The organism is Virgibacillus natechei, assembly GCF_026013645.1.
GTDB lineage: Bacteria > Bacillota > Bacilli > Bacillales > Amphibacillaceae > Virgibacillus_L > Virgibacillus_L natechei.
In genome coordinates, this window is sequence record NZ_CP110224.1 from 465,427 (window position 1) to 489,152 (window position 23,726).

The window sequence follows — 23,726 nt, forward strand, 5'->3', positions numbered from 1 at the left end:
CCCTTAAATGATAGGAGTTATATTATGAAAGAGAAACAAAGTGATAAAGGCCTTAAAGCCTTTATTTCCCTTTTATTATCAACGAATATACCGAAAATGGCCCTGACATTAGGCTTAATCGGAAGTGTGATCACAACACTTGTAGGACTCACCATCCCCTTACTGACAAGGGAAATAGTAGATGGCTTCTCCATGGAATCTATAAGCACTACGATCATCATTGCCATTGGAGCGGCTTTTATCTTACAAGCAATTATTGATGGTTTTTCTACTTATCTACTAGCTTCAGTTGGGCAGCAAATCGTTGCACGACTAAGGGAGTCTATGTGGCTAAAGCTTATTCGGATGCCAGTGAGTTATTTTGACAAAAATGCAAGCGGTGAATCCGTGAGTCGTGTTGTAAATGATACGGGGATTGTGAAAGATCTGATTTCACAGCACTTCCCGCAATTTATAACAGGGATTATTTCCATTATAGGGGCAGTGACGATCCTACTCATTATGGATTGGAAAATGACATTAATTATGCTGATTGCTGTGCCGTTTACGGTTGCTCTGATGATCCCGCTTGGTAGTAAGATGGCAAAAATTTCACGTGGATTGCAGGATGAAACAGCAACTTTTACAGGGAACATTCAGCAAACCCTTGCTGAGATCCGTCTCATGAAGTCTTCAACTGCTGAACCTGTTGAAGAGAAAAAAGGAATAGCAGACATTGGAAAATTACTCACGTTTGGATTAAAGGAAGCACGGATCTTTGCCCTGATCGGCCCGCTTATGTATCTAATTATCATGATCGTTGTCGTGGTGATCATTGGATATGGCGGTATACGAGTTGCTGAGGGATCGATGTCGACAGGTTCGCTTGTGGCATTTTTACTTTATCTTTTCCAAATCATTATGCCAATTACAACATTTGCGATGTTCTTCACCCAGTTACAAAAGGCGAAAGGGGCAACAGAGCGGATTATTGGTATTCTGGAATTGCCTCAGGAAGCTGGACAGGGTGGTATGGAGAAGGATATATCAAGTGAAACTGTTCATGTGTCTAATGTATCTTTTGCCTATAATGACAAGGAGCCTGTACTTGAACAGGTGTCCTTTGAAGCCCGTCCTGGTGAAAAGATTGCTTTTGCCGGGCCAAGTGGTGGCGGTAAAACTACATTATTCGGTCTGATTGAGCGGTTTTATGAACCAACTGCAGGAGACATACGGATCGGTGACACATCGATAACGGACCTATCGATGAAATCATGGCGCGATCAAATTGGATATGTTTCTCAGGAAAGTGCGATGATGGCAGGAACCATTCGCGAAAATTTAACCTATGGATTAAGTGAATCAGAAAGTATACCAGATGATCGATTATGGGAAGTAGCTGAAATGGCTTATGCCGACCAATTTATTAAGGCATTTTCAGAAGGATTGGACACGAAAGTCGGGGAGCGTGGTGTGAAACTGTCAGGCGGGCAAAGGCAGCGGATTAACATTGCACGTGCCTTTCTAAGGGATCCTGAAATTCTTATGATGGATGAAGCTACAGCTAGCTTGGATAGTCAATCGGAAAAGATTGTCCAGCAGGCGCTAACTCGGTTGATGGAGGGGCGTACAACCTTTGTTATTGCACATCGATTATCGACCATTACAGATGCCGATAAGATCATTTTTATAGAAAAAGGAAAGATAACAGGAAGTGGGACGCATCAGGGATTGATCAATACCCACGAGTTGTACCGTGAGTTTGCGGAACAACAGTTATCATGACTTGAAGGGGTCTGTCTGGACAGACCCCTGAATTATTTTTATAATTTCACAAGCGTCCGTCCACGAACTTTCCCTTCCAGAATTTCTTCTAATACGCCTGGTACTTCCTCCAATGGTACTTCACTGACAATGTCTTCATTAAGAAATGTAGGTTTTAAATCATCTGCTAACCGGTTCCAGATTTTCTTGCGTATTTCCATCGAGCATTGAACCGAATCAATCCCAAGCCAGTTGATTCCTCTAGAGATAAACGGGAGGACTGTAGTCGATACTGCTACACCGCCTGCTAAACCAGATGTGGCGACAGAACCATCGTATTTTAACGTACTTAAAATATATTGTAGGGTTTGGCCGCCAACTGGATCCACAGCTGCTGCCCACTTTTTCTTCCTGGTTGGCGTTCCATCTGTATCGGTAATTTCTTCCCGATCTATAATTTCCTTTGCACCTAATTTTTTTAGGTATTCGGCTTCACTGGCTTTTCCAGTGCTTGCTGCAACGTTGTAACCTTTTTTAGCTAGCATGTCTACAGAAAGACTGCCGACACCACCTGTAGCACCTGCAACGAGTACGGATCCTTTGCTTGAGTTTAGGCCATTGTCCTCGAGCCTCTGGATCGATAAACCAGCTGTTAGTCCAGCTGTGCCAAGGATCATTGCCTCTTTGAGTGATAAACCTTTTGGTAGCGAAACAACCCAATCTTTCGGAACTCTCGCAACCTGGCTAAACCCACCGAAATGCCCTGTTCCTAAAGTATAGCTTGTAACAATAACTTCATCACCTTTTTTAAAACTTCCATCAGCGGAATCGATTACGGTCCCTGCTAAATCAATGCCTGGAACGTGAGGATAAGATCCAACCATTTGATTTTTTATACCGACCATCCCATCTTTATAATTAATGCTAGAGTAAGCAACCTGTATGGTTACATCTCCTTCAGGTAAATCATCCAACGTTAAATTTTTCACTTCTAAATTGGTTTGTTCATTTTCTTTATCTAACACAAGCGCTTGAAAAGTGTCCATTTTAATGATCCCATCCTTTTCTATTAGAATAGCTATACCATATCATATTTCCTTTTTATACCGGAGCAAAACACATTCGCATTCATTTGTAATATATGCCACAATATGTAGCAGATATTCCTGTCTAAAAAGAAGGAGCTGAATTATCATGACTGTGGGAGAAGTCATTCATCTTGTAAGTAAGGAACTCGAAACAATACCGGGAATTGTCGGAGTAGTATTAGGTGGTTCGAGAGCAAGGGACACGCATCGACCTGATTCTGATATTGATATTGGGATTTATTATGACGAAGTAGCTGGATTTGATACTAATGCAGTTGGGAAAGCTGCTACAAAACTGGATGACGAGAATCGGAAAAATCTAGTAACATCTTTAGGTGAGTGGGGATCCTGGATCAATGGTGGTGGCTGGATTGTTGTCGAAGGCTATCATGTGGATCTTATTTTTCGTGATGTGAATAGAGTGGAGACTGTGATAGAGGATTGTCTATCAGGATCCATTTCTTCCCACTATCACACGGGTCATCCTCATGCCTACTTAAATGTGATGTATATGGGTGAAATTTCGATTTGCAGCATCGTAGCTGATCCGACAAATCAACTTGCGGCATTACAGGCGAAGACAATACCTTATCCTGAATCCTTGAAAGATGCGATTATCGGCTATTTTATGTTCGAAGCATCTTTTTCCTTCATGTTTGCAGATGATAACGTGGATAAAGATGATATTTCCTATGTCGCCGGGCATTGCTTCAGGGTGGTTTCCTGTTTGAATCAAGTTCTATTTGCTGCGAATGAAACATACTGCATTAATGAGAAAAAAGCTGTAGCGATGGTTGAGCATTTTTCAATAAAACCGAAAAACTACAAGGAGAGAATAGACAACGCTATTCGTTTACTATCTTCGGATAAAAATAATACTAGAAAAGGCGTGAATCTACTGGGGCAGCTTGTGACAGAAACAGAACAGTTACTTGATAAAAATTAAAGTGATGTTCATAGATGCGCTTATCACACTCCTTACGTAAAAGCAAAAATGAATCTTTTTCCATAGAATAACGTGTACTTTATTGTGGAAAAAAAGAGGATGGTTCGAGTGACAGAATATGAAGTGAAGGTTTATGAGGATATAAAACTGTGGCGGAAAAAAGTTCTGAAGCGGTCTAGTCTTTTCAACCAGGTATCGAAGAAAGCACAAACAAAAGTGAACGGAATGATTCCCGAGAAAGCCCATAACATTATCACTGAGAGTATAAAAAATATGGTAAAGGCGACCTTGGTCGGATCGAATATTACCAAGGCAAAACCGCAACCAGCTGGAGTAAGTTTGTATGACAGAGATGAGCTCATGAAGGAAAAGCTGACATCTTACCGGAAAACAGCGGTTATCGAAGGAGCGGGAACTGGTGCAGGAGGTATTTTCCTAGGGTTTGCTGATTTTCCGTTGCTTTTATCGATAAAGATGAAATTTTTATTTGAAGCGGCTTCTGTGTATGGCTATGATCCAAATGAATATGAGGAGCGTTTGTTTATACTGCATGTGTTCCAGCTTGCCTTTTCAAGTGATGAGAAACGGAGGGAAACCTTTCGTATTATATCTAATTGGGAATCAGAAAAGGGAAAGCTCATGGATATGGATTGGCGGGTGTTTCAACAGGAGTACCGAGATTATATTGACCTGATTAAAATGCTGCAATTGATTCCAGGGTTTGGCGCAATTGTAGGAGCATATGCGAATCATAACCTACTTGATACACTGGGAGAAACAGCGATGAATGCGTATCGATTGCGGTTTTTGCAATGAAGGGTGCGATTTTCGGACGTTTTATCATAAAAGACAACCTGAGCCTCAGAATTGCCGAAGTTTAGGTGATCCACATGTGTTGGGTTAGCACGTAAAATTTTTGATAGAAAGTTATTATATATGCTTTTAATCTATCTGCAAACGGAGAATTAGTGTTATAATTGAGTTAATATAGATGACGGTGAGGACAATAAATGATGGATAAAAAACGACATTTTGATAGTTCAAAGGAAATCATAGAAGCAATGTACTATCTTGATAATTATTGTATCTTAAAAAATATACATGCTGAGATAGTGTTGATGGGTGGCTCTGCTATTATGATAACACTTGGAATATTAAATGGTATGAATTTTCGTTCAACAAATGATATTGATGTAGAAACTATATCCACTACCGATATGGATTTACTGCAGGAAAGTTTGGATTTATCAAATATTCATTTAGTGGGTGGGATCATGGAGGTTCCTCCATTAGAAGATCTTAAAGAAAAAGATAATTTGTACGAAATACACCAGGATTTTAGTGATATTAACCTGTTTGTACCAAACATTGAAATATTAGCCTGTTGTAAAATATTCTCAAAAAGGCAAAAGGATCTTGATGATTTGGAAAACACGCCACTTCTAGACGCTTGTGATAAAGGGAAGTTGCTCGAGATGGTTAATGAATATAAAGTTGAGCTTTTAAATCCGAATGATCCAGATCTAAATGTTCATCAATTGGATAACATTTTCCGTCAAAGAAGTATATAATATAAAATTAGAGGTATTAATAAACAAAAAGGGAGGTACCATCATGACGTATCGTTATAAAGATTTTTATCAAAGAATAAATAAACAATCTCAAGAATTACTTCATGGTGGGACCGATTATCGTAAAACTACTGTAAGTTTATCCTTATTAGTTGCTGATCAGCTTAAAACTGTAACTCCCTTTTTAGATTTATTGAATACAAAAAGGGTTGTTGAGGAACACCTTCCGGATGAGAATAAAGAAAGAGTAAATGATGTAGCAAAAATGCTTTATGTTAACGCTAGAGCTTTAGAAGTTTCTTCTAAACGAACTGCTGCTACGAAAGCGTATGTGGCTGAAAAAACGCAAAATCAGCAACCAATTAAATTAGTTAAGGCAAAAAAATAAGAAGGTCTCTCATTCTACTAGCACATAAATAAAGCGCATCACTTATTCATACAAGTGATGCGCTTTAAATGTTTTAAAATTCCTCATAAATAGCAGGGTCTTGATCTTTATTTCTACCATCAGGACGAGTCAATGTTGCGAGTGTACTCATTTCTGTATCATCAAGCGAAAAATCAAAAATAGATATATTTTGTAATTGCCGTTCAGGGGATGCAGATTTAGGTATTGAAATTGCCCCGAGTTGATAATGCCAGCGTAAAATAATTTGTGAAATCGTCTTGTTATGATGATCGGCAATCTTTTGAATCGTTTCGTGTTGTAAGACTGCATTTGCTCGGGCTAATGGGCTCCAGGATTGTGTCTGGACGTTATTCTGTTCGTGCCATTTTCTTTGCTGTTCCTGGTTGAAAAATGGATGTAATTCTATTTGATTGATGCTTGGCTTAACACCTGTTTCCTTATCTAAACGCTCGATATGTTCAGGTAAGAAATTACATACACCAATGGAACGAATCAATCCCCATTTTTTTGCGTCAATTAACGCTTGCCAAGCTTCCACATAAGTATCTTGTTTCGGGTTTGGCCAATGAATAAGATATAAATCATAATAATCCAGATTTGCGCGGTATAAAGATTCCTGAATGGTAGTAACTGCCTTATCGTATGTTTGATAACGACCTGGTAATTTGGATGTGATTCTTAACTCGCTTCTTGGAATAGAACTGCGCCTAAGGGCTTCACCTACAGTACCTTCGTTTTCATAATTATAAGCAGTATCAATTAGTCGGTATCCTATTTCCATGGCATTGTTTATAGCATTAGCACCTTCATTTCCATTGAGGTTATATGTACCAAAACCTACAGCTGGCAACGTCATGCCATCATTAAGTGTGATCTCTGGAATTGGGTTACTCATAGCCAATCACTCCTTTTTTAGTAATATATAAAGATTACCACTAATTTGAGAAAAGGTTCAACTATATGAACCGAGTGAAAAGAAAAGAGGACTGTCCGGGGACAGCCCTTTTCTAATGAAAAAGCTACTCACGCTTACGACGTTTAAATAGGATTGTTGCAATAACAAATGAGACGATAAGCAATCCACCGAACCAAGCGATTGTTAACCAGGCATTGTTACCAATCGGTGTGCCAAGAAGCAGTCCACGCAATGTTTCAATCAGTGGAGTCATTGGCTGATTTTCAGCGAATGCGTGCAACCATGAGGGCATGGTCTCGGTTGGGACAAAGGCACTACTAATATAAGGTAGGAACAACATAGGAAACGTAGCTGCATTAGCCGTTTCCACGCTTTTTGTGATTAAACCAATAGTAACAAAAAGCCAATTAAGCGAAAACATGAAAAGAGACAAGACCCCTATTACACCTAGCCATTCCAATAAACCTGCATTTGGCTGAAATCCAATGAGTATCGCAACGAGGAAAATTACTGTCGTTGCAATCGCATTGCGGACGAACCCGCCGATTACATGACCTACCATTAATGAAGAGGGGAGGAGTGGCATACTGCGGAGGCGTTCAAATAAACCTCCAGTCATGTCCTGTGTAACACTTATCGCTATCAATGAACTTCCAAAACCTACACATGTAATAATCACACCTGGAACAACATAATTGACATAGTCCGTCCCTGTCTGAATAGCCCCTCCAAAGACATAGACGAACATGACCATAATGGCTATTGGCAGTCCAATAGCCATTAACAGAGACTCTGGTTCACGAAAAATATGCTTTAAGCTCCGCCGTGACATTGTCCAGCCATCTGATACGTTCCAGTATAATTTTGAATTACGCATTTGCAGAGAGCTCCTTTCTTTTACGGTTTGTTATGTCCATGAAAACATCATCTAATGTCGGCTTGCGGAAATTAATAGATTCAGTCTCGATGCCGTGTTCATGCAATGTGTTCAATATCTGGCGTAAATTTTCCGTAGAACCTGCCGTAACTGAAATGACCCGATCCGTCTCATTTACTTGTCCTTTCAACAGACTTTGAGCCTTTTGATAGGTATCCAGTTCGTTGAAAGTTAATTCCAGTTTTTCTTCGCCGATAATTCGTTTCAGTTCTTCGGCCGTTCCTTCCTCCACAATTTTCCCATCGTCTATAATAGCAATTTGATCCGCAAGCTGATCCGCCTCTTCCAAGTATTGTGTAGTTAAAAAAATGGTTACCCCATTGTCTGAAAGACGCTCTATCAAGCTCCACATATTTCTGCGACTCCGCGGATCCAGTCCAGTTGTTGGCTCATCCAGGAAAATAACCTCAGGAGAAGCAAGCAGGCTGATGGCAATATCCAATCGGCGGCGCATCCCGCCGGAATAAGTTTTTGCTGGTTTTTTCGCAGCATTTGTTAAATCAAATTGTTCAAGCAATTCAGTTGTGCGTTCTTTAACAGCTTTCCGATTCAGATGATTTAAACGCCCCATCATCATTAGGTTTTCTTCTCCTGTCAGAAGTTCATCCACCGCAGCATACTGTCCTGTTAAACTAATCATCTTTTTAACAGACTCAGCTTCACGGCTTGTATCATAACCTGCAATTGTTGCAGATCCACTATCTGCTTGAATTAATGTGGATAAAATGCGAACCGTCGTTGTTTTACCGGCTCCATTTTCTCCGAGCAATGCAAAAATGGATCCTCGTTTCACTTCGAAATGAAGGCCATCTAAAACAGTTTGTTTTCCATAGGTTTTCTGGATATCTTTAACGGAAATAACGGTATCGTTCATAATAAAATTCTCCCTTTGTAAATAATTGACTAATTCAATCAAAAATTAAGTGCATTAAATGTTAGAACAGTTTAAAAATAACTATAATAATTGATTGATTAAATCAGTCAATCTTAGAATACAGAGTTTATCTTTATCTGTCAATCCTTTTTTCAGGTTGTTGAAAGTGGGGGGAGGGGAGATGAAAAGTATTAACGTGCAGTAATCATTCGCAAAAGAATATCTACTTTTTGGTCCATATTTTCCCTCCACCATGTCGGATCATCTGCCATAATACCTGATATAACGGTTAAATAAATTTCTAATAATTCTTCTGTGTCCCCTTGAATAATTTCTCCGGATTTCTGCCCTTCAGCAAACAAAGGGAATAATGATTCTATGTAAAATTGTCCTGATTTCTTCACGAGATCGTATATATTATCAGGCATGTCATTCTCATTGGATTTTGCTAAATGTTGGACCACCCGAAAGATATCACTGCTCACTTCGAGTTCTCCCTGTGTAAATCCGAATATTGTAAATTGCTTTATTTTCTCTAGTGGGCTTAACTGGCTTTCATTCAGTTCATGAAAGACTTGATCTACCCTGTTTCTTTCCATTGCCCATTCAAGGCTTTCATATAAAACTTCATCCTTGGATGTAAAGTAATGATAGACCAAGCCGTGGCTGACTCCAGCTTCTTTCGCAATCATACTTATTTTTGTAAGTTTTACACCATTGTCTGCAAATACCTTGAGAGCAGCTTTCATAATTTGTGCTTTTCGTTCCATTCGCTTTTGTTCTAATTGGTTTTCATTTAAAGGTGCCATCGGAATCAGTTCTCCTCTGTAATTGTTATTATGATTCTATTATACCATCATCGCTACAAATGATAAAAAACACCTCATTTTTAAAAATGAGGTGCCTGCTTAAAGCTTACATTTTAATAGGTACGTCTCTCGTAAGAAAACGAATAAACCATAGTATCATACCTATCAAAACGAGCGTACCTAATATAGATACAACAAGTGGTATATTCAAATCAAAAGCCAGCCAGTATGACAATGGTTCGGCTAATTCATTTCCCCAAAGCAGGTCGAGAAGAGTTGACATGATAATTGCAAGTGCAATAAATCCAAATCCGATGATCCAGCCAAATCGGTAGTAGCCAACACCAATCAACCAACCGATTAAATAAGCGATGAATATAGTCATACTATAAACAATCAGTGATACGAGCCAGTTACTACTATCTATGAAGGAGGAACCACTAACCATCATTCCTGTTAAATCAATCGAAATACTCTGATCGTCATTTTGTATATGACTATTTTCCATTGAACGCTCTAGTACATGCTCGATATTAATTAGCCTTAAGATAACATATTCTATTACATTTAATACGGCTGCAATGATCGCCAGTGAAATAGAGATCGCTAAAGCTGAAATTGCTGTACCTTTAAAATAATCTTTCCTTGTTATTCCATGGTTTACATAAAAAGTTAGAAAAGCATAGGCTGATAAAATACCAATGACCAGCATATAAACTTTTGAAGAACCATAAGAAAACGCCAAGAAGTCTCCAAATGTGCCTGTCAAGTTAACAGAAATTATTATTATTGTGATATGGACGAATAACAAAATACTGATATACCAAATGGACCATTTCATTTGTGCGGTATACAGATCAAAGCTAACTTTAGATAATATGGGGTTTTGTTTCATGTTACGCCTCCTCTCTTGTTAAATAGATGAATAAATCCTGAAGAGAAATTGGTCCAACTTCTAGTCCGCTCTGTATTGCCTCTTGTCTACGTGCTTCATCCAAATATTCATAGATCATCACGGATTTTGTATTGCCTAACCGCTGTTCACTTAAACGCGTTTTGCCGATGACAAATTCATCAACCACTTCTGACGATCCAGTAATGGACGCGCCTTTGGATACTAGGGCCTCGTATTCTTCATGCAGAACGAACTTTCCTTTATCAATGATGACTACCTCATCGAATAAATAATCCATTTCTGAGACGAGGTGTGTCGATAGGATAAATGTCCGTGGATGCTTTGCTTGATCCTCTAGTAATTCTTGATAAAAAATTTCCCTTGTCGGTGCATCCATTCCGAGGTAAACTTCATCAAATATAGTTAGAGGTGCTCGGCTGGCAAGCCCCATCGTTACACCAAGTGCAGATTGCATCCCTTTAGAGAGATCCTTTACATACTTATCTGTTGGAAGTTTAAATCGTTTAACGAGATAATCTGCATATTCTGCATCGAAATTAGGTCGGTATCTTCCAACAATCTCGAGCATGGCATTAACATATTCATATTCATAGGATAGATCTGACTCATATAAGAAAGCCACATGCTGCATAATGCCAGCATTTTCAAAGGAGGGTTCACCACCAATTTCGATTTCTCCTTGTGTTTGCTTATGGAGAGCGGCTAACAGGGAGAGGAGGGTGGTTTTCCCAGCGCCATTTCTACCAAGGAGGCCATAAATTTTACCACCATCAAGTTTTAAGGAGACATTATCCAGTGCCTTGAAATCTTTATACTGTAACGAGACATTTTTTAATTCAACATCAAACGTCATCGTTTATCACGTCCTTTCACCTTTTTTATTAAATCAAATACTTCGTTTTCCGTTATTGCTAATTTGTCTGCTTCTTGTACTAATTGCACAACATAATCATCAACGAAGGCTTCCTTCCGTTTTTGTATGAGCTTATCCTTCGCTCCCATTGCAACAAACATCCCAACACCTCTTTTTTTGTAAATAATTCCATCTTCAACTAATTGATTAACCCCTTTTGAAACGGTAGCATGATTTATTTTATAAAAATGGACCAGTTGATTTGTGGAAGGCGCTTGGTCTCCTTCTTTCAGTTGGTCATTTACAATCTGGTCCTCAATTCGTTCCCTTACCTGCATGAATATGGGTTTATTCGTATCGAATACGTTGCTCAATGTAGAGTCACCACCTTTTTTAGTATGATGCTTATATGGTTATATAGTTATGTGTATAACTATAATGCATGAACTGTATTTTGTCAAAAATAAACTGTAACTTAATGAATCTTTTTTACATAGTATTAAATACGCAAAAAGTTTCCCTGGGGAAAAATAGTTACTTATTAAAAAAATACTTGACAAGTGCAAAAACAAAAATTAAACTTGTGAGTAGATAAAAAACTTTACCTAGGGCAAAAAATGGAGGATGCAAGAAATGAGATTTCTCATAAAAAGAATAGGAAGTATCTTAATACTTAGCTTAATCATCTTTCTAGCTGCTTGTAATTCGGAGGAAGCAAGCCAATCGGATGATGGAAAAATTAATGTTGTAACAACCATTTCACAACTTGGAGACTCCATATCTGTTATTGGTGGTGATCGTGTAGAGGTCGAAAGTTTAATGGGGCCGTCGATTGATCCCCATTTGTACAATGCAACGCAAAGCGATATTGCGACAATTGAGGAAGCGGATGTCATTTTCTATAATGGCCTGGAACTGGAAGCGAATATGATTCGAATATTTGAAGAAATAGGTCAGTCAAAACCAGTGCTTGCTGTAGGGGAAACGATTCCTGAAGATTCTATATTAGAAGACGAGGAAGAAGCTGGGGCAGACGACCCGCACATCTGGTTTGATATTGATTTATGGAAACAGGGATTGGATGCTGCGGTGGAAGAACTCAAACAGTATTCTCCTGAAGATGCGGATTACTTTGAAGCTAATAAGCAGGAATATTTTACGGAATTGGATCAATTAAATGAGGAATCGGAGGAAAAACTCGCAGCTATTCCTGAGGAACAAAGAGTGCTTGTAACTGCTCATGATGCCTTCGGATACTTCGGGAAGAAATATGATATAGAAGTAATAGGGCTACAAGGTTTAAGTACGGAAGATGAAGTTGGTATTTCTAATATTACAGAAACAATTGAGATCATTAAAGAACGTGAAGTACCTGCTATTTTTATCGAGAGTAGTATAAGCGAAGATACGATTCAGGCAGTAATAGAAGGCGCGGAAAGTGATGGAGTCAATGTATCTTTAGGTGGGGAACTCTTTTCTGATGCGATGGGTGAGCCTGGTACGGATGAGGGTACTTATATAGGGATGTATCGTCACAATGTGGACACCATCTATGAAGCGCTAAGTGAAGGAGCTGAGTAAGGTTGACGGAGGTCGTACTTAAAGTAGAGGATTTGGCTGCATCGTACCGGAAAAACACAGCACTTTATGATGTAAATCTTGAGGTGGAAGCTGGATCTCTAACCGGGATTGTCGGGCCGAATGGTGCGGGAAAATCGACACTTCTGAAAACAGTTCTAAATCTTCACCCTGCTTTGACTGGAAAGGTGGAATACTTCGGAAAGTCGTTTAAAAAAGCGAAGAAAAGAATTGGTTATGTACCACAAAGAGGTTCGGTTGACTGGGATTTTCCTACAGACGCGCTGGATGTCGTGACAATGGGATTATATGGACAAATTGGATGGTTAAAACGGCCGTCCAAATCGCACCGGGAAAAGGCAGCTGAAGCGTTGGAGAAAATGGGAATGACAGCATATGCCAAGCGCCAGATAAGCGAACTCTCTGGTGGTCAGCAGCAGCGTGTTTTCTTGGCTCGCGCATTAGTCCAAGATGCTGATTTGTATTTTATGGATGAGCCACTGGCAGGGGTAGATGCGGCAACGGAGCGGGCTATTATGAATATATTAAAGGAGTTAAAATCCTCTGGTAAGACGGTTATGGTCGTACATCATGATCTACAAACGGTGGAAGATTATTTTGACCATGTTCTTTTATTGGATCGTAAGGTTATAAGCCATGGTCTAACAGAAGAAGTGTTTACGAAACAAAATATAGGAAAAACGTATGGGGGAAATATGCGCTGGATGGGGGATGAAAGCTAATATGTGGTCGATTCTCATGAATAGCAATACGCAATGGGTATTGATTAGTACGATGATTCTTGGCATAGCCGCTGGTATGGTAGGGTGTCTGGCATATTGGAAAAAGCAGAGCCTTATGAGTGACGCGCTCGCCCATGCAGCACTTCCCGGCGTTGTTATCACCTTTCTATTAATAGGAGAAAAGAATTTGTTTATGCTAGTCATTGGTGCTGCAATCAGCGCTTTAATTGGAGCTTTCTTTATCCAGTGGATACAATCGTCTACCAGAATATCCGAAGATACCTCAATGGGGATGGTTCTCTCTGTGTTTTATGGTCTTGGTATTATGTTGCTTACGATTGTTAATCAATCAGCAGGAGGAAATCAGGCCGGATTGGACAGTTTTATCTATGGCCAGGCTGCAGCTATGGTTCAATCTGATGTATATACCATGATTGGTTTGGCCTTGCTGGTGATTATTATTATATTTACTGGGTTTAAGGAATGGAAAATTTATCTTTTTGATCCGTCATTTGCTAAGGGGCAGGGGCTACCGCTTAAAGGAATGAATATACTTTATACTGCTGTTCTTGTAACGACAATCGTTATCGGTATTCAGGCTGTTGGTGTGATTTTAATTGCCGCACTCTTGATAATTCCTTCTGTTAGTGCTCGGTACTGGACACACTCCTTTAAAATGATGCTGCTTGTATCTGGGGTATTTGGAGGATCAGCAGGTATTGCTGGAACCATGATCAGCACGATGGGAAGCGGATGGCCAACAGGACCATTCATTGTTGTTGTAGCATCCGGAATGTTTGCTGTATCACTTGTTTTTGGGAAAGAAAGAGGTATTCTCATAAAATACCTGCAGTTTAAAGCTCGCCAAAGACAGGTTGGCGCTCAGCAGGCCGCTACCAATCTTCAACAAAGAGGATTAGAGGAGGTTGGCAAATGACCTATACGGCATGGATTATAGTGACAGCTTCTTTAGTAGGGTTGACCTGTGGCTTAATCGGTGTGTTTCTGATACTCAGAAAGATGGCGATGATGTCTGATGCTATTAGTCACACGGTTTTGTTAGGTATCGTTCTTGCGTATATGGTTACAAATGAAGTGAGCGGACCGCATATGCTTATCGGTGGAATACTGGCAGGATTGCTCACGGCATTTCTTGTACAATGGCTTCATTCACTAGATATTGAACATCATGCATCTATGGGAATTGTATTTACGACATTGTTTGCGCTTGGTGTCATTTTAATTGCCACTTCAGTAGGAAATGCCCACTTGGACGTAAAGCATGCGTTGATGGGTGAAATAACATTCATACCGTTTCATACGATGTCTATTCCTTTTATCGGAAATGTACCTGTAGCAACAGCGATGTTGGCAGTTGCTTTCGTGATTGTTCTGTTTTTCATCATAGCTTTTTATAAAGAGTGGAAGATTACGACGTTTGATTCTGCGCTGGCGGCAAGTTTAGGGATTCCTGTGGTATTGTTACATTATGTCTTTATGAGTCTTGTATCTGTAACCACTGTTGCTTCCTTTGATGCTGTCGGAGCAATCATGGTAGTTGCTATGTTGATTACGCCTGCTGCTTCCGCTTATCTTTGGACGGATAAACTCTCTGTTATGCTTGTGCTGAGCGGCTCATTCGGTGTGGTATCTGCTGTGGTTGGTTATTATATTGCAGCATGGATAGATACCTCGATTTCAGGTTCCATGGCATTCGCAACAGGGCTCGTTTTTCTAGTTAGTTTTATTTCTTCTCCGAAACATGGACTTATTTCAAAATATGTACGACCAGCTAAAACAGTAGAAGCAGAATGAAGTGCCGATTTTTTTGAGGCCCTCATTCTGCTTTTACTTTAAAGCTCTTTTCATAAATAATGTTGTTGCTCTTGGCCCAATAACGGAAGTTCAGCGACCGGTTACAGTAGAGAACTTTATTCCAAAGTAAACAACTATGATGTTTCAATAAAGTTGCAAAGTAGTAAAATAATTATAAGACTATTTTACTGTTTTCATTTTCATATAATTTTCATAACAAAAAACATTCTAAATATGTTATCCTTTTTATAGGAAGCCTTAAAAACTATTAGGGAGGAGAAAAATAATATTAAAGACATCAAAATTTGTAACCGCTTTTGTAGTTTTGTCTATTGTTGTTTTATTAGGATCTAGTCACTCTTTTGCTAGTGAAAAAAGTGACGAAAACAATGAGGGCGCAAATGAAACATTTTCCGATTTTATGGATGAGGTATTTAATGATTTGGATGGATTAATGGTTAAAGCTCCAGATAACTCAAATGTAACGGAAGAATTTATAGAAGAAGCTACTGATTATTATAAACAAGAAAATTACAAAGAAATTAAAAATATAATTGCTGATCAGAATCTTTCAGCGTCACATAAAAGTACTACAGAAATGAATGACACTGAAGTCGAAAAATTCATAGAGGATAATAAAGAAGCTATATATGAAAGCATTGACGATTCCAAAACTAAAGAACATATGGCAAAATTAATGAATAACAACAGTGCAGATAACAATATAAATGTAGTTATAGGAAGAGACATAGAACAAAGCTTTTACCACCTTGAAACGGAGTCAACGTTAAACAGGTTTACAGATGAGTGGGTAACTACTCTTTCAGGAAGCTATTTGTATGATACTATTACGCGCGAAAAATTTGGAGTTGCGGGACCACAGGTTAATTTTGATGCTTCTTTTGGAGCTTTATTTAGTCCCTCGATAAATAATGTAGTTGGTGGTAACTCCATTATTAATAACAATGTTCAATTATCTGCTAGATATGATGTGACGGCTGACATAGGTTTTTCTGTAGGAGATTTACCCTTAGGTTTCCCTCTTAACTATGGAAACCACACTGATAGTCATATTTTTTACCTTGACTAACTGTGAATTTATGATAATACACCAACACTTTGCACCTTTGCTCTTAATCGGATAATTCTATTAAACTGTGTTCTTAAGAGTAGGGCAAAGGTGCTCTTTTCTGAGAAATATGACTAGTGCCGAGAGGAACGTTAAAATATGAACGATAGTAAGATGAAAAAAAATATTTTTAAACAAAGCATTTTGTATCGTTTTATTCTTTTATTAATGTTTCTTGTAAACGGCGCGTATGTATCCATTGAAATTTATAAGGCAAAAATCAGTGAACCATTGTTAGACAAGTCTGGACTAACTCACCTAGAGTATTCCAAAATAGAACTACTGTCTCATTACGCTAGAATATTTGAAGGTATTTTTATAACCCTAGCCATTATTAGTATCTTTGTATTATTTATCAAAAAATACAAAGGGTTATTAAAAAGTTATATTTTTATACAACTGCTCTTTTTGATATCAATATTTATCTTGAATAGTGTTTTATCTACGTCTTTTGGAGTTATCGTGGGAAATACAGTACGGAATTTAATCGGGCCTTTTATACTTTTAATAGGCGTGCTTATTTATTTTGTCATTACGAAAATAAGAAATAAGGGAGCTAATATGTTTAGCAGACGAATGTAAGAAAGAAGAGGGTTATAACCATCATTTCAAACCGTTATACAATATGTTTCTATTCATAATTTTAGTGCATATGGGAAATATATGCACTGGTTGTAAAAAATAGCAATATTTTCATATTAACAACCTCTTTGGGTTATTTAATTCTAATTATTCCACTTTAGCAATTATACCCCGACCATCACTCTAATTCATTATTGCACCTTTTCGAGAGGCGATGCAAAAATACCCAATATATTATTTATTAAAACGTTATCATACCAGTAAAAAATAGCATACTAAATGTTATGTGATTTAGTACGCTAAATGTATTGTGTTTTTTATTATTTCTCCACCCGTAAGTGAACGACTTATAATTTAATCAAGCTTTTTTAATATGGCTCCGAATCATGTCCTTTTTCAGTCGCTTGTTTTGGTGCTTTTTCAGCATCTTTATTTCCAAGTGGGTTTTTACTGGAACTATCTTTGTCCATCACCTTTTTCGCTTCATCCAGTCCTTCGCGTAAGCGGCGGCCGTATTCTTCATCCGCTTCCTCTGCAAGTGCAATCATTTTATCTTGAATACGCTGATCACATTCGGAAATATCACCTACGAGGTTGGAAATCAAATCAGCTTTTTCCCATTCTTCAAACCAGCGGAACGTTTCACCGGCTTGTTTCGTATTATCATTTCGTTCGATGGATTCTCGTACCAGGTTTCCTTCGACTTTTGGTGTATGTTCTTTTCCGGTTTGCTCTGCTTCTTTTAAACCACCTAAGATAGATGGTTCATAGTTAATATGCGGGTTTTGTCCAGGTGCTTTATCGTTTGATTGCCGCATCGGCCCACCTTCATGATTGGTTGCTACTCTCTTCCTGGCAGCATTAATTGGTACTTGCAAATAATTAGCACCCACACGATATCGCTGGGTATCGGAATAGGAAAAGGTTCTGCCCTGCAGCATTTTATCGTCGGAAAAATCAAGTCCATCAACAAGGACTCCCGTGCCGAATGCGGCTTGTTCTACTTCTGTAAAATAATTCTCCGGATTTTTGTTCAAGACCATTTTTCCGACTGGCAGCCAAGGGAACTGATCCACTGGCCAAATCTTTGTATCATCAAGCGGGTCAAAGTCCAGTTCAGGATGTGCGTCATCACTCATGATTTGCACAAAAAGTTCCCATTCCGGATATTCTCCGCGCTCAATCGAGTCATATAAATCCTGTGTCGCATGGTTAAAATTTGTTGCCTGGATATCATTCGCTTCTTGTTGTGTTAAATTTTTAATGCCTTGCTTTGGTTCCCAGTGGTATTTAACAAGTACTGCTTCGCCTTCTTTGTTCACCCATCGATACGTATTAACCCCTGACCCTTGCATCATTCGGTAGTTTGCCGGAATGCCCCAAGGTGAATAAATAAATGTAACCATATGAAAGGATTCGGGTGAATTCGCACAAAAATCAAAGAAACGCTCACTATCTTGAATATTTGTTATTGGATCGGGTCTAAATGCATGAATCATGTCAGGGAATTTCATGGCATCGCGAATAAAAAAGATTTTTATATTGTTTCCAACTAAGTCCCAATTTCCATCTTCTGTGTACATTTTTACGGCAAATCCACGTGGATCACGAAGCGTCTCCGGGGAGTGCATGCCATGTACCACCGTTGAAAAACGAATGAAAAGTGGCGTTTGCTTTCCTTTTTCCTGAAAAACTTTTGCCCGTGTATACTTTGAAACAGGTTCGTCGCCAACCGTTCCATATGTTTCAAAATAACCATGGGCACCAGCACCGCGAGCATGCACAATGCGCTCCGGCACTTTTTCTCTGTCAAAATGGCTGATTTTTTCGATGTAATCATAGTTTTCGAGTGTTGCTGGGCCACGATTGCCTACTGTTCGTATGTTTTGGTTATTCGTTACAGGATGTCCCTGTCTCGTTGTCAGTGTGTCTTCATTTTCGATATGTCTTTGGTGATTGGTTTCGTTTGATTTATCTTTGGCCATTCTTTTACCTCCGATTTATTATAGATTAGATAGCATACTTCTAAAGTAAGTCTCAGGCAAAAATGAGGCTGCACTTAGGTTTATGCACATAACTATAACCTTGCCAAAAATGACCAATAATATCCTTGTTTTTAGTTTTTTGATAGTAGGTTTTGGGTTTAGTTAGTATATATCTTGCGAGTTGTATTCTTTTCCTGTTTCTATGTGTGGAAAGTATTTATACTATGTTAAAAATTCAAAATACAAATAAAGGGTTTCACCAAAAAAAATAGAAGTTTATTAAAATGAGATTTTAAATGTGGAAGGGGAAATCTGATGTACGCGGAAATATTCAACGAGGTTGTATCCATAACACATTATGATTATGCCGGATGTTTGGATAAAAAGGGCTGGGATAACCCAGAGAAATACAGAAATAAGATTCAAAAACTAGAAGAACAAAAAGAATTAACGCCTGCTTGGTTTACGGAAATGGTACAAGATTATTTACTGGATTTTAAAGATCGACATATGTATTTCAGATTGTCCGAAAGTGGTAAGCATAAGCAGTATAATGGTGGTTTTAAGGTTAGAAGATATGAAGATAGATTGTATGTTACTTCGGTAGGAAAGGAAAATCGTCTGCAAGTGGGCGACGCCCTTATTTCTTTAAACACTATACCGATAGTAGATTTAGTTGCCAAACATAAAAGAGAATTAATGGAGAGTACGGCAGAAAGAGAAAAGTGGGGACCTGTTATTAACAGCTATACATATTGTGAGGTAGTGAATGCTAATGGGGATACGAAGGAAATGAGACTGGGGAAATATGAGAAGGAAGCGTACGTTTCCGAGTATTCGATAAAAACCATTGATGAAGATATGATATTGATGACATTAAGTGATTTTGACAATCTTGATTCTATTCCAGCATTAGTTAAGAACTATGAGAAGGAATTAGCATCTGCAGAAAATTTAATTATAGACGTTAGGATGAATCTAGGCGGAAGTGGCAGTGCATTTGAGGCATTATTGCCATATATCTTTGAAGCAGGAACAACGATTGTGGACCTTAATGAAGATTATGCGATGAAGTATAATTGCACATATCGAAATTATCGATTAACAAAAGAATTAATAGGAAACTTTTTAAAGAAAACGAATGATAACGACCTGCAAAATTACGCGAATAATTTTCTGCGTGAATTTGAAAAAAACAAAGGAAAAGGCTTTGCAGCATTGAATGAGGAAGAGGGAACAAGAACTATTGAAGGCAAGGAACATCCTAAAAATATTGTTGTTTTATCCGATGTTGATTGCGGGAGTGCAGGGGAGGTTTTTGTCGATATCTGCAAAAAATCACCAAAAGTAACGGTGATAGGCCGACCGACTGCTGGTGTTAATGACTATACAAACTTGACGATTATGGAGTGGGAAGGATTATTTAAACTTTATTATCCGACAGCAAGGTTAGATAAGGTTGATGCAGGAGAAGGAACAACAGGCCTTGGGATAAAGCCGGACATTTATATTCCATGGACGCCGGAACACTTGGAAGAGGACGTTGATGTTTGTGAGTCAATGTTGCACTTATGCCGTTCCTAAAAAAAGCTGAATGAAGAAGCCCTTCATTCAGCAATTTTTATTACTTCGTCTTATATTTAGCCTTCTACTAGTAAGAGGCCAATCTTTTGCAGCGTTGCTTCTTGATAACTTTGAACTAATCCCATCGTTTTAATCGCTTCTTTTGTAACGGTTTTTTGTTTTAACGTGATGTTAACTGGATTTTCAAAAGGGAATTCATGCATTGCGATTGTATGGTTGTCTTTCCAGTTAAGGTCTATTTTGCTTTTGCTAAAATTGTCCAGCACGGAGGGGACGGGGATGCCTTTTCTGAAAAACGGATGTCCATCTTCCATTGCTACACCAGGTTCGTTGATGCTCATAAATAATGATAGACTATCACAAAGTTGGAGCAGGGCATAATGAAAGTCGAACGCATCTTTATTTAAGTCAGAAAAGGAATCCATAATCTGTTGCTGACGCTCTCTTTCCTGTTCGACAAAAGCATAAGCTTCCTTGGAGGTTTCCTCTAAAAGGAAATTCATATAATGTGTGCTGCATAACAGTCCTGCATACGCATCAAATTGTACTACTTCATCAATGCCATGCTTGTAAAAGACAGCTTTTGGAGGAGTGGGAAAATCGATAAATGTGTATGGTTCCTGTTTTTTGTCATTCCAGAAGGGTTGCTCGTCAATAGGCTTCCATCCAAGATCATGCTGGAAAATAGCGTATTCAACAGATTTTCGAAGCTCTGGTTTTTTAAATAAAGCGTCTCGCCAATTAGCTATTAGTTTACCTGAAACATGTGCATGGTCATCTTGTGTGGTCATTATAAAAGCATTTTCATGTTCTCTGACAATCATGAATCATCACCCTTTCGAATGTATTATCATATGAATACGTTTCCCATGTTAAGTATACGCAAAAATGGATCAGGGGACAAAGTATAAGGTCAAAGGCACATTGTAAGCTTCCTTAACGTGCAGTACTATTTTACGATATAAATTCCTGGTGCTGTGTTGACAGAATCTACAATAGAAATTATAATAGATTACATAAAGTAACTAAGTATTAAACGGTAATTAAATTTGGAACTACTAAAAAAAAGAAGAGGAAGATAAATATGGAAAATAAATTCTTTGAAAAACCAGCAACCTATGTGGGAGAGCTCAGTGTTAATGTAACCGATTTGGAGAAAGCACTTACGTTTTATCAAGATGTCATTGGGTTTCAAATACTGGAACAATCAGAGCGCAAAGCATCATTAACAGCTGATGGAAAAACAGCTTTGCTTACATTGGAACAGCCGGAAAATGTTCAACCAAAAGAAGGAAGAACGACAGGTTTATTTCACTTTGCTATCCTTTTGCCTACACGTGTTGACCTTTCCAGTTTTGTGAATTATCTCATTAAAAAAGGTGATGTCCGATTAGGAGCATCTGATCATTATGTAAGTGAAGCATTGTATTTATCTGATCCAGATGGAAATGGAATTGAAGTATACCGAGACCGCCCGTCATCTGAATGGAGTTGGACGAATGGTGAAGTTTCCATGGGCACAGAAGCGTTAGACGGAGATAGTCTGGTTGCAGAAAGTAATAAGGAGTGGAATGGACTACCAAGTGAGACGATAATGGGTCACATCCATTTACATGTTTCGGATCTTCAAACGACTGATAAATTTTATATGGATGGTCTTGGATTTACTGTTGTTACGAAATATTCGGGTGCACTATTTACATCAACCGCTGACTACCATCATCATATTGGATTAAATGTATGGAATGGAGAAGGCGCCCCGACCCCTGCAAAAAATAGTGTAGGTTTGAACTGGTATACACTTGTTTTCCCGAGTACAAATGTGAGGCAAGAAGCAATTGATCGTCTGGAACAGATGGGTGCAAGTGTGAGAGCTGAAGAGGAATATTACGCAGTGGAGGATCCGTCTGGGAATGTGATACACTTGGTCGTTCATTAATACGTTCATTTTTAATGCAGAAATCCCGCCGTGCATGTTAGCATTGCGGGATTTCCTGTGTTGTAAATTATATATTCTTATACCATTTCTCGGCTGCTATTACTTCATTCATCGTTAACTGGTGGCCCTTGTTTTCCCACATAAGTTCTACGTTCGCATTAGCCCCTTCAAGTAACGATTTTAGATCCTTTGACTCTTCGGGTGCACAGATCGGGTCATTTGATCCAGCTGCAATAAATACATGTTTACCTGAAAGATCTGGTAAGTCGATCCCTCTTCTTGGCACCATTGGGTGATGTAGGATTGCTGCTTTTAAGGAATGTTGATAATGGAATAGTAAGCTGGCAGCAATGTTAGCACCATTAGAGTAGCCGACAGCCACAATATTATTGCGGTCAAAATGATGCTCCTGAGCCGCTTCATCAAGAAATTCATCTAATTCTTTTGTGCGGAAAATAAGATCTTCCTCATCAAATACACCTTCACCTAACCTACGGAAAAAGCGTGGCATCCCGTTCTCCGAAACATTTCCTCGTACACTTAAAATATTTGCCTCCGGATCAATTTTTTCTGCTAGAGGAAGGAGGTCTTGCTCTGTTCCTCCAGTTCCGTGTAGTAATAGTAATGTTGGTCGTGATGGATCGTTTCCTTGTTGAAAGATATGTTTCATTATATATGCTCCTTTCGTGTTTTTGTCTATTTTGGTCTTTCCATTGAAAAAATGTCGCCGGTTTTTGAATAATTTGATCCAGCTAAACGACTGACAGCAGCTAAGGCATTCGGGTCAATTCTACCTGCGTCATATATTTCTTCATCAATATGATAGCGAACCACTTTGCCGATAATGAGATCCGTAACATTATTCTCACCTAATTCAATAGAACGCTCTAGGGTGCATTCCAACCGAACCTTGGCTTCTTTGATTCCTGGTACCGATACGGATTCACTTTCAGTCCGTGTTAGATCAGCCTTTTCGATTTCACTTTCATCAGATGGGAGGGTTGCTGCTGTTTCATTTATTTTATTTACATTCTGCTCATCTACAATGTGCACAACAAATTCCTTGTTCTCCTTGATGTTACGAGCGGTGTCTTTAGCGGTTCCTTTTATACGTTGCACGGAGATTGAGATCATCGGTGGGTTTGATGATACAACGTTAAAATAACTAAATGGTGCCCCGTTGACCGTCCCGTTCTCGGCAATGCTTGTCACAAAAGCTATTGGCCTCGGTATAATGCTACCGATTAATAATTTGTGATTTTCCTTGTCTGTATTATTGCTTGGGTCAAAGGAAAGCAAAGAAATTCCT

At 38.7% G+C, this 23,726-nt stretch carries 24 protein-coding genes; 12 read left to right on the forward strand and 12 right to left on the reverse strand.

All coding sequences use genetic code 11. The annotated features are described in order from the left end of the window. The first annotated feature begins 24 nt into the window (after nucleotides 1–24). On the forward strand, nucleotides 25–1,764 hold the full coding sequence (locus OLD84_RS02705; RefSeq protein ID WP_209461597.1) for an ABC transporter ATP-binding protein: 1,740 nt from the start codon (nucleotides 25–27) through the stop codon (nucleotides 1,762–1,764). Between the two features lie 38 nt (nucleotides 1,765–1,802). Here the strand turns inward: OLD84_RS02705 and OLD84_RS02710 are convergent, their stop codons facing one another. Then, nucleotides 1,803–2,789, reverse strand: coding sequence for an acrylyl-CoA reductase family protein (locus tag OLD84_RS02710; RefSeq protein WP_209461598.1), 987 nt, complete (start codon nucleotides 2,787–2,789; stop codon nucleotides 1,803–1,805). Between the two features lie 148 nt (nucleotides 2,790–2,937). Here OLD84_RS02710 and OLD84_RS02715 point away from each other — a divergent pair, with 148 nt between their 5' ends. The 4 genes from OLD84_RS02715 (at nucleotide 2,938) to OLD84_RS02730 (ending at nucleotide 5,736) form a co-directional block, all read left to right on the forward strand. Next, a complete protein-coding gene (locus OLD84_RS02715; protein WP_209461599.1) occupies nucleotides 2,938–3,777 on the forward strand; it encodes a nucleotidyltransferase domain-containing protein in 840 nt (279 codons plus the stop codon). Between the two features lie 108 nt (nucleotides 3,778–3,885). Beyond that, nucleotides 3,886–4,593 (forward strand): EcsC family protein, encoded by a 708-nt coding sequence (locus OLD84_RS02720; RefSeq protein WP_209461600.1) that lies wholly within the window; start codon nucleotides 3,886–3,888, stop codon nucleotides 4,591–4,593. A gap of 194 nt (nucleotides 4,594–4,787) precedes the next feature. Beyond that, nucleotides 4,788–5,348 (forward strand): DUF6036 family nucleotidyltransferase, encoded by a 561-nt coding sequence (locus OLD84_RS02725; protein WP_209461601.1) that lies wholly within the window; start codon nucleotides 4,788–4,790, stop codon nucleotides 5,346–5,348. 43 nt (nucleotides 5,349–5,391) lie between these two features. Beyond that, entirely contained in the window at nucleotides 5,392–5,736 is a 345-nt protein-coding gene (locus tag OLD84_RS02730) for a hypothetical protein (RefSeq protein ID WP_209461602.1), read from the forward strand. A gap of 73 nt (nucleotides 5,737–5,809) precedes the next feature. Here OLD84_RS02730 and OLD84_RS02735 read toward each other — a convergent pair whose 3' ends face one another. The 7 genes from OLD84_RS02735 to OLD84_RS02765 all read right to left on the reverse strand — a co-directional run bounded on the left by OLD84_RS02735 (nucleotide 5,810) and on the right by OLD84_RS02765 (nucleotide 11,436). Further along, on the reverse strand, nucleotides 5,810–6,652 hold the full coding sequence (locus OLD84_RS02735; protein WP_209461603.1) for an aldo/keto reductase: 843 nt from the start codon (nucleotides 6,650–6,652) through the stop codon (nucleotides 5,810–5,812). A 124-nt stretch (nucleotides 6,653–6,776) separates the two neighbouring features. Beyond that, nucleotides 6,777–7,550 (reverse strand): ABC transporter permease, encoded by a 774-nt coding sequence (locus OLD84_RS02740; protein ID WP_209461604.1) that lies wholly within the window; start codon nucleotides 7,548–7,550, stop codon nucleotides 6,777–6,779. Next, nucleotides 7,543–8,484 carry an ATP-binding cassette domain-containing protein gene (locus OLD84_RS02745; RefSeq protein ID WP_209461605.1) on the reverse strand — a complete coding sequence of 314 codons (942 nt, stop codon included), beginning with the start codon at nucleotides 8,482–8,484 and terminating at the stop codon, nucleotides 7,543–7,545. The genes OLD84_RS02740 and OLD84_RS02745 overlap by 8 nt, the downstream gene beginning before the upstream one ends. 191 nt (nucleotides 8,485–8,675) lie before the next feature. After that, on the reverse strand, nucleotides 8,676–9,293 hold the full coding sequence (locus OLD84_RS02750; protein ID WP_209461606.1) for a TetR/AcrR family transcriptional regulator: 618 nt from the start codon (nucleotides 9,291–9,293) through the stop codon (nucleotides 8,676–8,678). 106 nt (nucleotides 9,294–9,399) lie between these two features. Beyond that, entirely contained in the window at nucleotides 9,400–10,188 is a 789-nt protein-coding gene (locus OLD84_RS02755) for a hypothetical protein (RefSeq protein WP_209461607.1), read from the reverse strand. A 1-nt stretch (nucleotide 10,189) separates the two neighbouring features. Next, nucleotides 10,190–11,062, reverse strand: coding sequence for an ATP-binding cassette domain-containing protein (locus tag OLD84_RS02760; RefSeq protein ID WP_209461608.1), 873 nt, complete (start codon nucleotides 11,060–11,062; stop codon nucleotides 10,190–10,192). After that, entirely contained in the window at nucleotides 11,059–11,436 is a 378-nt protein-coding gene (locus tag OLD84_RS02765) for a GntR family transcriptional regulator (protein WP_209461609.1), read from the reverse strand. The genes OLD84_RS02760 and OLD84_RS02765 overlap by 4 nt, the downstream gene beginning before the upstream one ends. A 259-nt stretch (nucleotides 11,437–11,695) precedes the next feature. Between OLD84_RS02765 and OLD84_RS02770 the strand changes: the two genes are divergently transcribed. From OLD84_RS02770 to OLD84_RS02790, 5 genes are all read left to right on the forward strand, one after another. Further along, nucleotides 11,696–12,643 carry a metal ABC transporter solute-binding protein, Zn/Mn family gene (locus OLD84_RS02770; RefSeq protein WP_245301440.1) on the forward strand — a complete coding sequence of 316 codons (948 nt, stop codon included), beginning with the start codon at nucleotides 11,696–11,698 and terminating at the stop codon, nucleotides 12,641–12,643. 2 nt (nucleotides 12,644–12,645) lie between these two features. Further along, nucleotides 12,646–13,383, forward strand: a complete 738-nt coding sequence (locus OLD84_RS02775; RefSeq protein ID WP_209461611.1) for a metal ABC transporter ATP-binding protein — start codon at nucleotides 12,646–12,648, stop codon at nucleotides 13,381–13,383. 1 nt (nucleotide 13,384) lies between these two features. Then, nucleotides 13,385–14,320 (forward strand): metal ABC transporter permease, encoded by a 936-nt coding sequence (locus OLD84_RS02780; protein ID WP_209461881.1) that lies wholly within the window; start codon nucleotides 13,385–13,387, stop codon nucleotides 14,318–14,320. Beyond that, the gene (locus OLD84_RS02785) at nucleotides 14,317–15,198 is read left to right on the forward strand and encodes a metal ABC transporter permease (RefSeq protein WP_209461612.1); all 882 of its coding nucleotides are present in this window, start codon (nucleotides 14,317–14,319) and stop codon (nucleotides 15,196–15,198) included. Before OLD84_RS02780 ends, OLD84_RS02785 begins: the two co-directional genes overlap by 4 nt. 325 nt (nucleotides 15,199–15,523) lie before the next feature. Then, a complete protein-coding gene (locus OLD84_RS02790) occupies nucleotides 15,524–16,288 on the forward strand; it encodes a hypothetical protein (protein WP_209461613.1) in 765 nt (254 codons plus the stop codon). Between the two features lie 989 nt (nucleotides 16,289–17,277). Here the strand turns inward: OLD84_RS02790 and OLD84_RS02795 are convergent. Then, nucleotides 17,278–18,894, reverse strand: coding sequence for a catalase (locus OLD84_RS02795; RefSeq protein WP_209461614.1), 1,617 nt, complete (start codon nucleotides 18,892–18,894; stop codon nucleotides 17,278–17,280). A gap of 315 nt (nucleotides 18,895–19,209) precedes the next feature. Here OLD84_RS02795 and OLD84_RS02800 point away from each other — a divergent pair, with 315 nt between their 5' ends. Next, nucleotides 19,210–20,478, forward strand: a complete 1,269-nt coding sequence (locus OLD84_RS02800) for a S41 family peptidase (protein WP_209461615.1) — start codon at nucleotides 19,210–19,212, stop codon at nucleotides 20,476–20,478. Between the two features lie 56 nt (nucleotides 20,479–20,534). Here the strand turns inward: OLD84_RS02800 and OLD84_RS02805 are convergent, their stop codons facing one another. Continuing rightward, a complete protein-coding gene (locus tag OLD84_RS02805) occupies nucleotides 20,535–21,302 on the reverse strand; it encodes a DUF3891 family protein (RefSeq protein WP_209461616.1) in 768 nt (255 codons plus the stop codon). A gap of 260 nt (nucleotides 21,303–21,562) precedes the next feature. On the opposite strand from OLD84_RS02805, the gene OLD84_RS02810 reads away from it, so the two are divergent. Beyond that, nucleotides 21,563–22,417: a VOC family protein gene (locus OLD84_RS02810; RefSeq protein WP_209461617.1), complete on the forward strand. Its 855-nt coding sequence runs from the start codon at nucleotides 21,563–21,565 to the stop codon at nucleotides 22,415–22,417. Nucleotides 22,418–22,484: 67 nt separating this feature from the next. On the opposite strand, the gene OLD84_RS02815 is transcribed toward OLD84_RS02810, so the two are convergent. Next, entirely contained in the window at nucleotides 22,485–23,087 is a 603-nt protein-coding gene (locus OLD84_RS02815; RefSeq protein ID WP_209461618.1) for an alpha/beta hydrolase, read from the reverse strand. A 26-nt stretch (nucleotides 23,088–23,113) separates the two neighbouring features. Next, nucleotides 23,114–23,716 (reverse strand): flavin reductase family protein, encoded by a 603-nt coding sequence (locus OLD84_RS02820; protein ID WP_209461619.1) that lies wholly within the window; start codon nucleotides 23,714–23,716, stop codon nucleotides 23,114–23,116. Nucleotides 23,717–23,726 lie beyond the last annotated feature (10 nt).

Excerpts from the sequence above, each read along its gene's own strand:
- OLD84_RS02705 (WP_209461597.1), top strand. The coding sequence starts at position 25 with ATGAAAGAGAAACAAAGTGATAAAGGCCTTAAAGCCTTTATTTCCCTT.
- OLD84_RS02710 (WP_209461598.1), bottom strand. The coding sequence starts at position 2,789 with ATGGACACTTTTCAAGCGCTTGTGTTAGATAAAGAAAATGAACAAACC.
- OLD84_RS02715 (WP_209461599.1), top strand. The coding sequence starts at position 2,938 with ATGACTGTGGGAGAAGTCATTCATCTTGTAAGTAAGGAACTCGAAACA.
- OLD84_RS02725 (WP_209461601.1), top strand. The coding sequence starts at position 4,788 with ATGATGGATAAAAAACGACATTTTGATAGTTCAAAGGAAATCATAGAA.
- OLD84_RS02730 (WP_209461602.1), top strand. The coding sequence starts at position 5,392 with ATGACGTATCGTTATAAAGATTTTTATCAAAGAATAAATAAACAATCT.
- OLD84_RS02735 (WP_209461603.1), bottom strand. The coding sequence starts at position 6,652 with ATGAGTAACCCAATTCCAGAGATCACACTTAATGATGGCATGACGTTG.
- OLD84_RS02740 (WP_209461604.1), bottom strand. The coding sequence starts at position 7,550 with ATGCGTAATTCAAAATTATACTGGAACGTATCAGATGGCTGGACAATG.
- OLD84_RS02745 (WP_209461605.1), bottom strand. The coding sequence starts at position 8,484 with ATGAACGATACCGTTATTTCCGTTAAAGATATCCAGAAAACCTATGGA.
- OLD84_RS02750 (WP_209461606.1), bottom strand. The coding sequence starts at position 9,293 with ATGGCACCTTTAAATGAAAACCAATTAGAACAAAAGCGAATGGAACGA.
- OLD84_RS02755 (WP_209461607.1), bottom strand. The coding sequence starts at position 10,188 with ATGAAACAAAACCCCATATTATCTAAAGTTAGCTTTGATCTGTATACC.
- OLD84_RS02760 (WP_209461608.1), bottom strand. The coding sequence starts at position 11,062 with ATGACGTTTGATGTTGAATTAAAAAATGTCTCGTTACAGTATAAAGAT.
- OLD84_RS02770 (WP_245301440.1), top strand. The coding sequence starts at position 11,696 with ATGAGATTTCTCATAAAAAGAATAGGAAGTATCTTAATACTTAGCTTA.
- OLD84_RS02780 (WP_209461881.1), top strand. The coding sequence starts at position 13,385 with ATGTGGTCGATTCTCATGAATAGCAATACGCAATGGGTATTGATTAGT.
- OLD84_RS02785 (WP_209461612.1), top strand. The coding sequence starts at position 14,317 with ATGACCTATACGGCATGGATTATAGTGACAGCTTCTTTAGTAGGGTTG.
- OLD84_RS02795 (WP_209461614.1), bottom strand. The coding sequence starts at position 18,894 with ATGGCCAAAGATAAATCAAACGAAACCAATCACCAAAGACATATCGAA.
- OLD84_RS02800 (WP_209461615.1), top strand. The coding sequence starts at position 19,210 with ATGTACGCGGAAATATTCAACGAGGTTGTATCCATAACACATTATGAT.
- OLD84_RS02805 (WP_209461616.1), bottom strand. The coding sequence starts at position 21,302 with ATGATTGTCAGAGAACATGAAAATGCTTTTATAATGACCACACAAGAT.
- OLD84_RS02810 (WP_209461617.1), top strand. The coding sequence starts at position 21,563 with ATGGAAAATAAATTCTTTGAAAAACCAGCAACCTATGTGGGAGAGCTC.
- OLD84_RS02815 (WP_209461618.1), bottom strand. The coding sequence starts at position 23,087 with ATGAAACATATCTTTCAACAAGGAAACGATCCATCACGACCAACATTA.